At 65.4% G+C, this 12,818-nt stretch carries 12 protein-coding genes; all 12 read left to right on the forward strand.

What is annotated here, in order from left to right; genetic code table 11:
- Positions 1-23 precede the first annotated feature (23 nt).
- Positions 24-2,108, forward strand: a complete 2,085-nt coding sequence (locus tag I6E39_RS03850; protein ID WP_235380177.1) for a U32 family peptidase — start codon at positions 24-26, stop codon at positions 2,106-2,108.
- A 54-nt stretch (positions 2,109-2,162) separates the two neighbouring features.
- On the forward strand, positions 2,163-2,861 hold the full coding sequence (locus I6E39_RS03855; protein ID WP_235380178.1) for a YczE/YyaS/YitT family protein: 699 nt from the start codon (positions 2,163-2,165) through the stop codon (positions 2,859-2,861).
- 43 nt (positions 2,862-2,904) lie between these two features.
- The gene (locus tag I6E39_RS03860) at positions 2,905-4,032 is read left to right on the forward strand and encodes a LuxE/PaaK family acyltransferase (RefSeq protein WP_235380180.1); all 1,128 of its coding nucleotides are present in this window, start codon (positions 2,905-2,907) and stop codon (positions 4,030-4,032) included.
- Positions 4,029-5,297 carry an acyl-CoA reductase gene (locus tag I6E39_RS03865; RefSeq protein WP_235380182.1) on the forward strand — a complete coding sequence of 423 codons (1,269 nt, stop codon included), beginning with the start codon at positions 4,029-4,031 and terminating at the stop codon, positions 5,295-5,297. Before I6E39_RS03860 ends, I6E39_RS03865 begins: the two co-directional genes overlap by 4 nt.
- A 71-nt stretch (positions 5,298-5,368) precedes the next feature.
- Complete coding sequence (gene dut / locus I6E39_RS03870; RefSeq protein WP_235380184.1) at positions 5,369-5,818, forward strand: dUTP diphosphatase; 450 nt, start codon at positions 5,369-5,371, stop codon at positions 5,816-5,818.
- Between the two features lie 75 nt (positions 5,819-5,893).
- Entirely contained in the window at positions 5,894-6,757 is an 864-nt protein-coding gene (locus I6E39_RS03875) for a DUF2262 domain-containing protein (protein ID WP_235380186.1), read from the forward strand.
- A gap of 5 nt (positions 6,758-6,762) precedes the next feature.
- Entirely contained in the window at positions 6,763-7,365 is a 603-nt protein-coding gene (locus I6E39_RS03880; RefSeq protein ID WP_235380197.1) for a Maf family protein, read from the forward strand.
- Positions 7,362-8,204, forward strand: coding sequence for a rod shape-determining protein MreC (gene mreC / locus I6E39_RS03885; RefSeq protein WP_235380199.1), 843 nt, complete (start codon positions 7,362-7,364; stop codon positions 8,202-8,204). Before I6E39_RS03880 ends, mreC begins: the two co-directional genes overlap by 4 nt.
- Positions 8,205-8,360: 156 nt before the next feature.
- Positions 8,361-8,873, forward strand: coding sequence for a rod shape-determining protein MreD (locus tag I6E39_RS03890; protein ID WP_235380201.1), 513 nt, complete (start codon positions 8,361-8,363; stop codon positions 8,871-8,873).
- Between the two features lie 81 nt (positions 8,874-8,954).
- Entirely contained in the window at positions 8,955-11,243 is a 2,289-nt protein-coding gene (locus tag I6E39_RS03895) for a penicillin-binding transpeptidase domain-containing protein (protein ID WP_235380203.1), read from the forward strand.
- Positions 11,244-11,275: 32 nt separating this feature from the next.
- Complete coding sequence (locus I6E39_RS03900; RefSeq protein WP_235380205.1) at positions 11,276-11,869, forward strand: sugar O-acetyltransferase; 594 nt, start codon at positions 11,276-11,278, stop codon at positions 11,867-11,869.
- A 130-nt stretch (positions 11,870-11,999) separates the two neighbouring features.
- On the forward strand, positions 12,000-12,809 hold the full coding sequence (locus I6E39_RS03905) for an Mrp/NBP35 family ATP-binding protein (RefSeq protein WP_276530265.1): 810 nt from the start codon (positions 12,000-12,002) through the stop codon (positions 12,807-12,809).
- The last annotated feature ends 9 nt before the right edge of the window (positions 12,810-12,818 follow it).

The raw sequence follows: 12,818 nt of genomic DNA on the forward strand, positions 1-12,818 counted from the left end.
TCCAATTCACCAGGAGGTGTCCCATGCTGGAGCTTCTCGCCCCCGCCGGCTCCATGGAGTCGGTGACCGCCGCCGTTCAGAACGGCGCGGGAGCGGTCTATTTTGGATACGGAAATTTTAACGCCCGCCGCAACGCGAAGAACTTCTCGGAGGAGGAGGCAGCGGCGGCGGTTTCTTACTGCCATCTTCGCGGGTGCAAGGTCCATCTGACTCTGAACACCCTGCTCACCGACCGGGAACTGGAGGGGGCCGCCCAGGTTGCCGCCCACGCCAGCGCCATCGGCGTGGACGCCGTCATCGTTCAGGACCTGGGGGTCATGCGGATGCTGCGGCAGACCGTCCCCGACCTGCCTATCCACGGCTCCACCCAGATGACCGTCCACTCTCTGGACGGGGTGAAGCTGTGCGCCGACCTGGGCGTCAGCCGGGTGGTGCTGTCCCGGGAGCTGAGCCGGGATCAGATCGCCTACATCTGCCAGCACTCCCCCATCGAGATTGAGGTGTTCGGCCACGGGGCCCTGTGCATGTGCTACTCGGGCCAGTGCTTTTTCTCCAGCGTCATCGGCGGCCGCAGCGGCAACCGGGGTCTGTGCGCCCAGCCCTGCCGGCTGAAATACGGCTGGGGGAACAAGGCTGACTCCTACCCCCTGTCCCTGAAGGACATGTCCCTGGCCGGCCATCTGAAGGAGCTGCAGGACATGGGGGTGGCATGTCTGAAGCTGGAGGGCCGGATGAAACGGCCCGAGTATGTGGCCATTGTCACCGGCATCTACTCCCGGGCCCTCCGGGAGGGCCGGGAGCCCACCGCCGAGGAACTCCAGCAGCTGGAGCAGGCCTTCTCCCGCCAGGGCTTCACCCAGGGCTACTACCTTGGCCGGAAGGGTCCGGACATGTTCGGCACCCGCCAGGAGGAGAAGGAGCCCCGGGAGCTGTATGCCCAGGCCCGGGCCACCTATGAAAACGGGGAGAACCGGAAGGAACCGGTGCGGATCTACGCCCTTATCGAAAAGGGCCAGCCCGCCCAGATCGCTGTCCAGGACAAGGAGGGCCGGGTGGTCCACGCCGAGGGCCCCACGCCCGAGGAGGCCCGGAACGTGCCCCTCACCCGGGAGAAGGTGGAGGGCCAGCTCTCCCGCACCGGCGGCACCCCCTATGGCTGCGAGAAGGTGATGGCCAAGGTGGAGGACGGATTGTCCCTCCCCCTGTCCGCTCTGAACAGCCTGCGCCGTCAGGCCCTGGAGGAGCTGTCCCAGCAGCGGGTGATCCCGCCCCAGCGGCGGCAGGAGCCCTTCCACCCCGGCGTGCGCTATGAAAACCAAAAGCAGCCCCCCGTCCTCACCCTCTCGGTGCGGGACGCGGACCAGATCAGCGCCGAGCTGCTGGCTCTGAAGCCCGCGCTCATCTATCTCCCCGCCGACCAGGGCGCCGCCCGGCCCGAAGTGGTGGAGCGCTGCCAAAAGGCCGGCGTCCCCGTGGCCGCTCTGCTGCCCCGGATCTGCTCCGACGGCGAGACCCACTCTCTGGAAGCCGATCTGACCGCCCTCCGGGACCTGGGGGTGGAGGAGGCCCTGGCCGGCACCCTGGGCGTGGCCCGGCGGGCCATGCAGCTGGGCTTCCGGGTCCGGGGGGACTACGGTCTGGGGGTATACAACAGCCAGACCATCAAGGACCTGAAGCGGCTGGGCTTTACGGGGGCCACCGCCTCCTTCGAGCTGAAGCTGGCCCAGATCCGGGACCTGTCCAAGTCCATCCCCCTGGAGTTTATCGCCTACGGCCGGCTGCCCCTGATGATCACTGAAAACTGCATCATCCACAACCACACCGGCCAGCACACCTGCTCCAATGTGAACCAGCTGGTGGACCGGAAGGGGGAGCGGTTCCCCGTGGTCAAGGCCTGGGGCTGCCGCAACGAGATTCTAAACCCCAAAAAGCTGTTTCTGGCGGACAAGTCCGCCGACTACGCCCGTCTGGGCCTGTGGGGCGCCCGCCTCATGTTCACCACCGAGAGCGCGCCCGAGTGCGTCCGGGTGCTGGAGCGCTACCAGGGCCGGGGCAGCTACCAGCCCAATGACCACACCAGAGGACTCTACTACCGGGACGTGGAGTAACCACGCCCGCTCCGCCCCTTGCCGGGGCCAATACCATTCAGGAGGCCGTACCCCATGGATACCAACTCACCTGTGCGTCTTTTTCTGCTGGAGCATCTCCGCCGGATGCTGCTGGCCTCCTTGGGGCTGGCCCTGTTCGCCGTTGGCACCTACCTCCAGTTGAAGGCAGCCATCGGCTACGCCCCCTGGCAGGCCCTGCACGAGGGGCTCGCCCAACACCTGTCCATGTCCTACGGCAACGCCTCCATCCTGGTGTCCATCGCTGTGGTGGTTGCGGACTTACTGCTCCGGGAACCCATCGGCATCGGCACCATCCTGGACTCCCTGCTGGCAGGCTGGATCACCGACCTGTGTCTCTGGCTGGACCCTATCCCCGATCAAGAGGGCTGGGTGGTCCCCGTCCTGCTGCTGGTGGCCGGTCTGTTCGTCATGGCCTACGGCCAGTACGTCTATATGACAGCGGCCCTGTCCTGCGGTCCCCGTGACGCATTGGCCGTGGCCCTGTGCCGCCGGTTCCCCCGTTTCTCCATGGGGGGCATCACCGCCGTCATGCTGGCGGTGGTACTGCTGGCCGGCTGGCTGCTGGGCGGCCCCATCGGCTTCGGCACCCTGATCCATCTGGTGGTCACCGGGCCCATCATCGACCTGGTGTTCCGTCTGGTCCGCTTCGATCCCCGTTCCGTGGAGCACGAGGGGCTGGCTCAGACCATCCGCGGCTTTACGCAGGCCAGGCTGGCCCACTCCCTCGACTGACGTTCCATCCGCCCCCTGTCCCCTGGGAAAGGAGGTTCCCTCTATGGGAAGCAGACAGCGCCTGTTCTGGTGCAGCGATCCCTACGATCTGCCCGCCTCGGACGGCCGGTTTGTCCGGGCCGCGGCGGACAACTGCGCCTTTCATATCCGCCGCTGTCCCGAATACGCGGCCATCGCCCGGCGGCTGGGCTTCTCTCCGGACCAGTTAAAAACCGTGGAGGACCTAGCCAAGATCCCACCCATCCCCACCCTGTTTTTCAAGCGCCACGCCGTCTTTTCCATGCCGGATCGCTGGCCTGTGGCCATGCGGGTCACCTCCTCGGGGACCAGCGGCAAGTTCAGCCAGATCAACTTTGACTGGGGCTGCGTCCTGGCGGAGGTCCCCATGATCCTCCGGCTGGGCTGGCGTCACCGCCTTATCTCCCCCGTCCCCGCCAACTGCGTGGTGCTGGGCTACAAGCCCGACAAGCATAACCGCACCGGGGTCACCCGGACCATGTTCGGCCTGACCTTTTTCTCCCCGCCCCTGCGGCGGACCTACGCCCTCCACTACAAAAACGGGACCTACGTCCCCGACCTGGACCGGGTGATCCGGGATCTGGAGGGCTATGCCAGCTCCCCCTTTCCCACCCGGATCATCGGTTTTCCCTCCTACCTGTGGTTTGGCCTGAAGCGGATGGAGGAGCTGGGCATCCGGCTCAAGCTGCGCCCCGGCTCCAGGATTCTGCTGGCCGGGGGCTGGAAGCAGCACTACGCCCAGGAAGTGGAGAAGCCCCGGCTCTATGCCCTGGTCCGAACGGTACTGGGCGTGGAGGAGGATCACATCCACGAATTTTTCGGCGCTGTGGAGCATCCCATCTTCTTCAACGCCTGTCCCAGGCACCGCTTCCATATCCCCGCTTACTCCCGGGTGGTCATCCGGGATGTGGAGACTCTGGAGCCCCTGCCCATGGGCAAGGCGGGGCTGGTCAACCTGATCTCTCCCCTCATCAAGGCCACCCCGGTGACCAGCGTCATCACCGACGACCTGGGCTATCTGGAGCCGGGAGAGGCCTGCGGCTGCGGCATCCCGTCTCCCACCCTCACCATTCTGGGCCGGGTGGGGCTCAGCGACATCACCACCTGCGCCGCCGGCGCGGCCCAGCTGCTGGGAAAGGGGGAGGGGCTATGATCTTGGCCCACGGAACGGTCCTCCCTGACGCCGACCTGCCCGCCCTGCTGGACAGCTTGGAGGATGAGCTCAACGCCACCCGCGCCAACCTGACTCTGGAGGCCGAGACCGTCGTCTCCGCCATCGACACTCTGGGCCGGCGGCTGGACAGCGGAGCGCTGGACCACCTCATCGCCCAGTTCGCCGCCCCCAATATGCTGGACTCTCTGGCCCAGATCCGCCCCGCCCTCTGCCGGGAGGCCCTGGAGGATAAACTCAAGACCGAGCTTGGCCCGGAGGCCCTGTCCCCCCGGCCCCGTCCCTTCGGCCGGGCCCGGTACCTGCCCCTGGGCATTCTGTTCCACGTCACCGCCGGCAATGTGGCCGGCCTGCCCGCCTTCAGTGCGGTGGAGGGGCTGCTCACCGGCAACATCAATCTGCTGAAACTCCCCCGGGAGGACAAGGGGCTGACTCTGGCCATTCTCTCCCAGCTGACAGATCAGGAGCCCCGGCTCGCCCCCTTCCTCTATGCCTTCGACGTCCCCTCCAGTGATACGGCCACCTTGAAGCGGCTGGCCGCCCTGGCAGACGGCCTGGTGGTGTGGGGCGGGGATGAGGCGGTCCGGGCCTGCCGCGGACTGGCCCCTCCCGGCTGCAAGCTCATGGAGTGGGCCCACCGGCTCAGCTTCGCCTATGTGGCCGGATACGAGGACCGGGAGGCGGAACTGACCGCCCTGGCCCGCCACATCGTCCGCACCGGCGGTCTGCTGTGTTCCTCTTGCCAGGTGATCTATCTGGACACCGAGGACTGGGACCGGGCTCAGGCCTTCTGCCGGGACTTTCTCCCCATTCTGGAGGGGGCCGCCCGGGAAGGCCGCTCCCCCGGTCAGGCGGCGGAGGCCACCCTCTATTCCTACGAGACGCTGCTGGAGCAGGCGGTGGACCGCCGGGACTTTGACGACCGGTTTTTCCCGGGACGGGGCTGTTCCATCACGCTGCGCCGGGACCAGGAACTGGAGCTGTCCCACCTCCACGGAAACGTGCTGGTAAAATGCCTGCCCCGCCGGGCGCTGCTGCCCGTTCTGCGGCGGCAGAAGGGCCGTCTCCAGACGGCGGGTCTGCTGTGCGCCCGGTGGGACCGGGAGGCACTGTCCGCTATACTGGCCCGGGCGGGCGTCACCCGGATCACCCGGGCGGGCCATATGTCCCACACCTTCCCCGGCGAGGGGCACGACGGGGAGTACCCCCTCCGGCGTTATGTCCGGGTGGTAGACACGGAAGACTGACAACGGCAAGCGGCGTTCTGCCCGCTTCCCGTTCTCTCATATCTCTTATCTGAAAAAAGTGAGGAAGTACCATGCAGCTCAAGATAAAAGCGCTCTCCCCCAAGATCGGCCGCGAGATCCCCGCTCCCTTCTACGCCAGCGCCGGGGCGGCGGCCATGGACCTGCACGCCTGCCTGGACCAGGCGGTCACCATCCCCGCCGGCAAGCGGGCGGTCATCCCCACGGGCATCGCCATCGCCCTGCCCTCGGCGGAGTATGTTGCTCTGGTCTTTGCCCGCAGCGGCCTGGGCATCAAGCACGGCGTCGCCCCCGCCAACTGCGTGGGGGTCATTGACAGCGACTACCGGGGGGAGGTCATGGTGGGCCTGCAAAACTCCGGAGATCAGGACTATACCATCCAGCCCGGAGACCGCATCGCCCAGCTGATGATCTCTCCCGTCATCCAGGCCCAGATCCAGATGGTGGAGGAGCTGGACGACACCGCCCGGGGCGCCGGGGGATTCGGGTCCACCGGGAAATAACCGGGAGCGCCGGACGATCTGAACACACCGCAGCAGTTCCCGGCTCCGATCCCTACCATGTAAGGAGTGACGCTTATGTTTAAGCTGTTTGGAAAAAAGAGAGAAGAGGCTCAACCCGCCGCCGAGAAGCGGCAGCACCCGGAGCTGACGGCCCTGGCCGCCCAGTTTGGCCCGGAGGAGTTCGACATCCTGGCCGTCACCGGGGCTAACAGCTTCGGCGGGGACAAGGAGCCCGATCAGGAGCTGTGGACCGCCACCCTGCCCCTCACCGCCTGGAAGGAGGAGGACGGCCCTATCCACCGGGAGGCCACCTGTCTGGTGGCGCTGGCCGACGACACCCTGCTGGACTATCTCCGGCGGCTGGCGCCCCGGGACTCCATCATCCAGGCCCGGGTACGCCAGGGGCTGGAGGATGACCGCTTCCTTCTGGTGGGACTGCCCGCCCCCGTCATGGACCCGGAGCTGAAGGCCATTCTGGCCGAGCAGAAAACGGAGGTCAGCGTCTGGGCCGAGGGGCTGGGCACCTTTGTACTGAACCGGTCGGTAAACTGGTTCCAGACCGATGTGGACTGGCTGGAGCAGTCTATCCAGCTCACCTACGACCAAGCTGACGAGGAGGAGATGAAGGCCGCCCAGCAGACCGCCCTTTCCCTCATGGCCGACCAGGCGGGCTGGGATGAAAAGGTCCGCGCCTTTTCCGCCGACCATCTGCTCTCCCAGGCCAACGACCGGGTCCGGGACGAGGCCCAGGACGGAGAGGAGCCCGAGGAGATCACCCGGGAGTACTTTATGCAGCGGATCGAGCTGGAGTCCATCCAAGTCTATGGGGACGGCCGCTTCGAGTTCTGGTTCAACGGCGGCGATCTGTTCTGGGGTCGCGCCGTCCACGTCACCGGCTCCCTGGCCGGCGGCCCCGCAGACGCACAAATGGAAGGATAATTGCCATGGCTATCATTCTCGCGTCCCAATCCCCCCGGCGGCGGGAGCTGCTGGAGCAGATGGGCATTCCTGATTTTACCGTTCGCCCCGCCCGCGGGGAGGAGAAGGCCGCCCCCGGTCTGACCCCCGCCCAGCTGGTGGAGGCACTGTCCCTGCAAAAGGGGCTGGAGGTAGCCTCCGGCGCCCAGCCCGGAGACCTGGTCATCGCCGCCGACACGGTAGTGGCGGTGGAGGGCCGGGTGCTGGGCAAGCCCCACAGCCGGCAGGAGGCGGCGGAGATGCTCTCCGCCCTGTCCGGCCGGACCCACACCGTCTATACCGGAGTGACCCTGTGCCGGGACGGAGCGGTCCTTACAGAGCACGAGGCCACCGCCGTCCGCTTCCGCCCCCTGACCGACGGCGAGATCGCCGCCTATGTGGCCACCGGCGAACCGATGGACAAGGCCGGGGCCTACGGCATCCAGGGCTACGGCGCCCTGCTGGTGGAGGGCATCGAGGGGGACTACTTTAATGTGGTGGGTCTGCCGGTATGCCGGCTGGGCCGGATGCTGGCCCGGTTCGGGGTGGACGCTCTGGCCCTGTGCGCCCAAAAGGAGAAACGGCTGTGAAAGACTTTTTCCGACAAAACGGCATTCTGCTGGTGGTCATCGCCCTGCTGCTGTCCATCCTCATCGGGGTGGGCTCCGCCTTTCTGGGCGGGAACTCCGACCCCCTGTCCAACGTGTTCAACGCGGTGACTGCGCCCATCCGGGGCGGTATCTCCGCCGTGACCGGCTGGGCGGAAGGCGTCTATACCTACGTCTTTCATTACGGGGAGCTCCACGACGAGCTGGACCAGCTGCGCGCCCGGGTGGCCGAGCTGGAAAGCGAGGTCCGGGACGGCCAGGAGGCCAGCCGGGAGAACGAGCAGCTCCGTGAGCTGCTGGCCCTTCAGGCGCGGCGGCGGGATTTTGTCTTTGAGAGCGCCCGGGTCACCGCCCGCTCCACCTCCAACTGGGCCTCCACCCTGACCCTGTCCAAGGGCACCTCCGCCGGGGTGGAGGTGGGCGACTGCGTCATTACCGAGACCGGAGAGCTGGTGGGCGTGGTGTCCGAGGCCGGGTTGAACTGGTCCACTGTGTCCACCGTCATCAACACCGACATCGAAATGGGCGGTATCGTCACCCGGACCCACTCCGCCGGCATTCTGGAGGGAGATTTCGCGCTGATGGGCGAGGGCAGGCTGAAGCTGAGCTACCTGCCCGACGGGGCCCAGCTGGTGTCCGGGGACGAGGTGCTCACCTCGGGCAAGGGAGACGTGTATCCCTCCGGGCTGGTGGTGGGCCAGGTGGAAGGCGTCTTTACCGACCCCTCCGGCATGACCCGGTACGCCGTGGTCGTTCCCGCCGTCCAGTTCGACTCCCTCATCGAGGTCTTTGTCATCAAGGACTTTGACATCGTGGAGTGAGGTTCTTTCCTTCGCACCCATCAGACCCAAAGCGGCGGGGGCAAGCCCCGCCCTACCGTTCTGCCTGTCCGTGGGCCCTCCGTGGCCCTGCGCGGGCTATTCCCACAGGGTCTCCGCGCTTGACTTCTAATTTCGAATGCAAAAAGGGGGATCGCCATGACCCGCCGCGACCTGATCCACAAATGGTCTGTCTATGCCCTGGGCTTGCTTATAATCTGGGTGCTGGACGCCTATATCCTCCCCCGCTATCCCCTGTTGGGGGTGTCCCCCATGCTGCTGCCTCCCGCGCTGGCGGCGGTGGCCGTGCTGGAGGGGGCCTACGCCGGCACCGGCTTCGGACTGGCGGTGGGACTGCTGTGGGAGCTGGCCTACCCCGGGGGCTTCGGCGCCCTTGTGATCTTCATGGCGCTGGCCGGCATGGCCACCGGGGGATTGTCCCAGTACGCCCTGTCCCAGTCCCTGCCCGGCTGTCTGCTGTGTTCCGCCGGGGTGCTGGCCCTGCTGGACGGCCTGCGGGTGGCCCGGGGACTGATCACCAACGCCGCCGAACTGCCCGCCCTGCTCCAGGTGGCACTTCCCGAGTGTCTGCTGTCCCTGGCCTGGACGCCCCTGGTCTATCTGCTCTTCCGGTCTATCTACCGCCGGGTGGGTGGCACCAAGCTGGCCTGACCGCCGGCACGTCCCGTCAACAAGGCCTTATGTCTCTGTTCATTACTTCTGATTTCTAACTCAAAAAGGGGGTGCTCTCCCTTGGACACCAAACAATTTCACCGCCGGGTGTGGGCGGTGGTGGTCCTGCTGGCCATCGTCCTGACCTCCCTGGGCTCCACCCTGTACGATCTTCAGATCAACAGCGGTGAGGAATACTATGAACAATCCATACACAAGATCGCGGAGACCGAGACGGTGGAAGCGGGCCGGGGCCAGATCCTGGACCGGAACGGCCGGGTGCTGGTCTCCGACAAGGCGGTGTATCAGGTCAAGCTGAACACCAGCCTCATGGGGGACGCTCAAAGCCGCAATGATACCCTCCTCTCCCTGGTCCGGGCGGCCCGGGAGGCCGGAGTGGAGTGGGCCGATTCCCTGCCCATTTCCACACAGGAGCCTTTCACCTTTACCAGCGACTCCCCCTACTACACAGTCACCGAAAACGAGGACGGCACCCAGACGCTCTCCCTGACCCGGTTGGGCAAGCTGGCGGTGAGTATGAAATGGATCAAAGATCCCACCGCCGCGGACTCCCCCCAGGAGGCGGCCCAGCCCCAGGAGCCGGGCTTCTTTGACAAGCTGAAGGCGTTCTTTACCGGCTCCTCCCAGACGGAGGACCCCGCTCCCCAGGAGGAGCAGCCCTACTCCCTGCCCACCGCCCGGGAGCTGCTGGGGCTAATGTGCCGCTCCTTCTCTCTGAAGGGCGAGGGCGCCGTGGACGAGAAGGCGGCCAAGGCCGCCGGCCAGGAAGTCCCCGAGCTGAACATCGGGGACATGGACCCCGCCGACGCCCGGGCGGTGGCCGGCATCCTGTATGAGCTGTATCTCCGCTCCAAGGGCGTCACCTGGACCTCCTATATTTTCGCCCAGGACGTGGACATCGACTTTATCTCCCGCGTCAAGGAGCTGTCCCTTCGTGGTGTGGAGATCGAGGCCACCACCGTCCGCCAGTACCACACCACTTACGCCGCCCACATTCTGGGCCGGGTGGCCAAGATGAGCGACGCGGAGGTGGAATACTATACCTCCCTGGATAAGGATGGCGACGGCGTGCCCGACTACCAGATGGACGACACCGTGGGCAAGGAGGGTGTGGAGAAGGCCTTCGAGTCCTACCTCCGGGGCACCCCGGGCGTCCGGGCGCTGGAGCGGAACACCAACGGCAAGGTGGTGTCCGAGACCTGGCTCACCGAACCGGAGCCGGGGGACAACGTGGTGCTGACTCTCGACATTGACCTGCAAAAGAAAGTGGAGGACACTCTGGCCACCTCCCTGCCCAATCTGGCCAGCAAGGAGGTGGAGGGCGCCGCCTGCGTGGTGCTGGACGTGAACAGCGCCGACGTGCTGGCCTGCGCCTCCTACCCCACCTTTAATCTGGCCACCTACGGCGCCGACATCCAGGCCAATTCCGAAAACCCCCTGCGTCCCTTCCTGAACCGGGCCCTTCAGGGCGCCTATGCCCCGGGCTCCACCTTTAAAATGGTCACCGCCATCGCCGGTCTGGAGGAGGGGATCATCACTCCTACCACCCAGATCCGGGACGAGGGACGCTACACCTACTATCCCGGCGTGGCTCCCCAATGCTGGATCTACCGCCAGTACCACACCACCCACGGGCTGACCAACGTGAGCAAAGCCATCGAGGTATCCTGCAACTACTTCTTTTATGAGGTGGGCCGCCAGCTGGGCATCTCCCGCATCGCCGACTACGCCGGCCGCTTCGGTCTGGGCCAGAAGACCGGTCTGGAGCTGGAGGAGCGGGCGGGCGTCATGGCCGGCCCGGAGTACACCCAGAGCGTGGGCGGCACCTGGTACGAGGGCAGCACCCTGTCGGTGGCTATTGGCCAGGAGAGCAGCCAGTTCACCCCCATCCAGCTGGCCAACTATATCGCCACCCTGGTCAACGGGGGCACCCGGAACGCCACCCACCTGCTGAAGGAGGTCAAGTCCAGCGACTTCTCCCAGATCCTGTACCGCTACCAGCCCCAGGTCCTCAGCACCATCGACATCCAGGACAAAAACCTGGCGGCGGTAAAGGCGGGCATGCTGGCTCTGACCACCGACGGCTCCGTCAAGCGTTATTTCCAGGACCTGCCCTTCCATGTGGGCGCCAAGACGGGCTCCGCCCAGATCAGCGCCCAGACCGAGTCCAACGCCGTCTTTGTCTGTTTCGCCCCCTACGACGATCCGGAGATCGCCATAGCCATGGTGGTGGAGCACGGCGGCAGCGGCTCTGAGCTTGGCGCCATGGCGGCGGACATTCTGTCCTACTACTTCTCCGCCCAGGAGACCCGGGAGGAGCTGCTGACCGAGAATACCCTGGTCCGCTGACACCTGATGATTTCGGAAATGGAAGTGGTTTTATGACGGAAAAAGAAAAAATGCTTGGCCGGATGCTTTACAACGCCAACCATGACTTGGATCTGATCCGGGAACGGGACGCCTGCAAGGATCTGTGTCACGCCTATAACCAGCTGCGTCCCTCCCAAAAAGAAGAGGGCGCCGCCATCATCCGGAAGCTGTTCGGCAAGGTCGGCTCCTCCTTCTTTATCACTGCGCCTTTCTGGTGCGACTACGGATATAACATCCGGATCGGGGAAAACTTTTATACCAACCACAACTGCGTGATTCTGGACTGCGCCGCGGTCACCTTCGGCGATAACGTGTTCATCGCCCCCAACTGCGGCTTTTATACCGCCGGACACCCCATCGACACCGCACGGCGCAACGAGGGTCTGGAGTATGCCTATCCCATTACCGTGGGCGACAACGTGTGGTTCGGCGGCGGCGTGAGTGTTCTGCCCGGCGTCACCATCGGCAGCAACGTGGTGATTGGCAGCGGCAGCGTGGTGAACCGGGACATCCCCAGCAATGTAGTGGCGGTTGGCAACCCCTGCCGGGTCATCCGTCCCATCACCGAAGCGGACAGACAGACTGTGTTTGACCGCGGTGAATGACCTCCATTCCCCGTTTCAGAGGAGTCTTCTTGCTCCAGCCCTTGACGGACGGAAAAAAAGCGGGTAGACTATTGGTTTGAAGAGTATCTTCCGGGTATTTTCCCGATCAATGATAAGGAGTGCCTATTCTATGTCTGAATGTACCCATAATTGTTCCAGCTGCAGCGCCGACTGCGGCTCCCGGGACATGCGCGTTCCCGGCAACGCCCTGTCCAGCGTCAAACACGTCATTGCCGTGGTCAGCGGCAAGGGCGGCGTCGGCAAGAGCACCGTCACCGCCTCTCTGGCCGCTGCCATGGCAAAAAAGGGCCGGAAGGTGGCCGTTTTGGACGCCGACATCACCGGCCCCTCCATCCCCACCGCCTTCGGCATCCACCAGAAGGCCACCGGCACCGACGCCGGCATTGACCCCGCCGTTACCGCCGGCGGAATCAAGCTCATGTCCCTGAACTTGCTGTCCGCCAATGAGACCGACCCTGTCATCTGGCGCGGCCCCGTCATCGCCGGCGTGGTCACCCAGTTCTGGCAGGACGTGGTGTGGGGCGACGTGGACTATATGTTCGTGGACATGCCTCCGGGAACGGGCGACGTGCCTCTGACCGTGTTCCAGTCCCTGCCCGTGGACGGCATCATCGTAGTCACCTCCCCCCAGGATCTGGTGTCCATGATCGTTACCAAGGCGGTGAACATGGCCAAGATGATGGACATCCCCGTTCTGGGTCTGGTGGAGAACTACAGCTACTTCCAGTGCCCCGACTGCGGCAAGCAGCACGCCATCTTCGGTGAGAGCCATCTGGACCAGGTGGCCATGGAGCTGGAGATCCCCGTCCTGGCCCGGCTGCCCATCGACCCCAGCCTTGCCGCCGCCTTCGACGCCGGCAGGATCGAGCAGGTGGAGCACAATCCTCTGGCCGAGGTGGCCGACCGTCTGGACGGCTGAGCTCCGGCT

Source organism: Pseudoflavonifractor phocaeensis, assembly GCF_021531375.1.
GTDB lineage: Bacteria > Bacillota > Clostridia > Oscillospirales > Oscillospiraceae > Lawsonibacter > Lawsonibacter phocaeensis_B.

Coding starts and splice junctions, on each gene's coding strand:
- I6E39_RS03850 (WP_235380177.1), top strand. CDS start 24: ATGCTGGAGCTTCTCGCCCCCGCCGGCTCCATGGAGTCGGTGACCGCC.
- I6E39_RS03855 (WP_235380178.1), top strand. CDS start 2,163: ATGGATACCAACTCACCTGTGCGTCTTTTTCTGCTGGAGCATCTCCGC.
- I6E39_RS03860 (WP_235380180.1), top strand. CDS start 2,905: ATGGGAAGCAGACAGCGCCTGTTCTGGTGCAGCGATCCCTACGATCTG.
- I6E39_RS03865 (WP_235380182.1), top strand. CDS start 4,029: ATGATCTTGGCCCACGGAACGGTCCTCCCTGACGCCGACCTGCCCGCC.
- dut (WP_235380184.1), top strand. CDS start 5,369: ATGCAGCTCAAGATAAAAGCGCTCTCCCCCAAGATCGGCCGCGAGATC.
- I6E39_RS03875 (WP_235380186.1), top strand. CDS start 5,894: ATGTTTAAGCTGTTTGGAAAAAAGAGAGAAGAGGCTCAACCCGCCGCC.
- I6E39_RS03880 (WP_235380197.1), top strand. CDS start 6,763: ATGGCTATCATTCTCGCGTCCCAATCCCCCCGGCGGCGGGAGCTGCTG.
- I6E39_RS03890 (WP_235380201.1), top strand. CDS start 8,361: ATGACCCGCCGCGACCTGATCCACAAATGGTCTGTCTATGCCCTGGGC.
- I6E39_RS03900 (WP_235380205.1), top strand. CDS start 11,276: ATGACGGAAAAAGAAAAAATGCTTGGCCGGATGCTTTACAACGCCAAC.
- I6E39_RS03905 (WP_276530265.1), top strand. CDS start 12,000: ATGTCTGAATGTACCCATAATTGTTCCAGCTGCAGCGCCGACTGCGGC.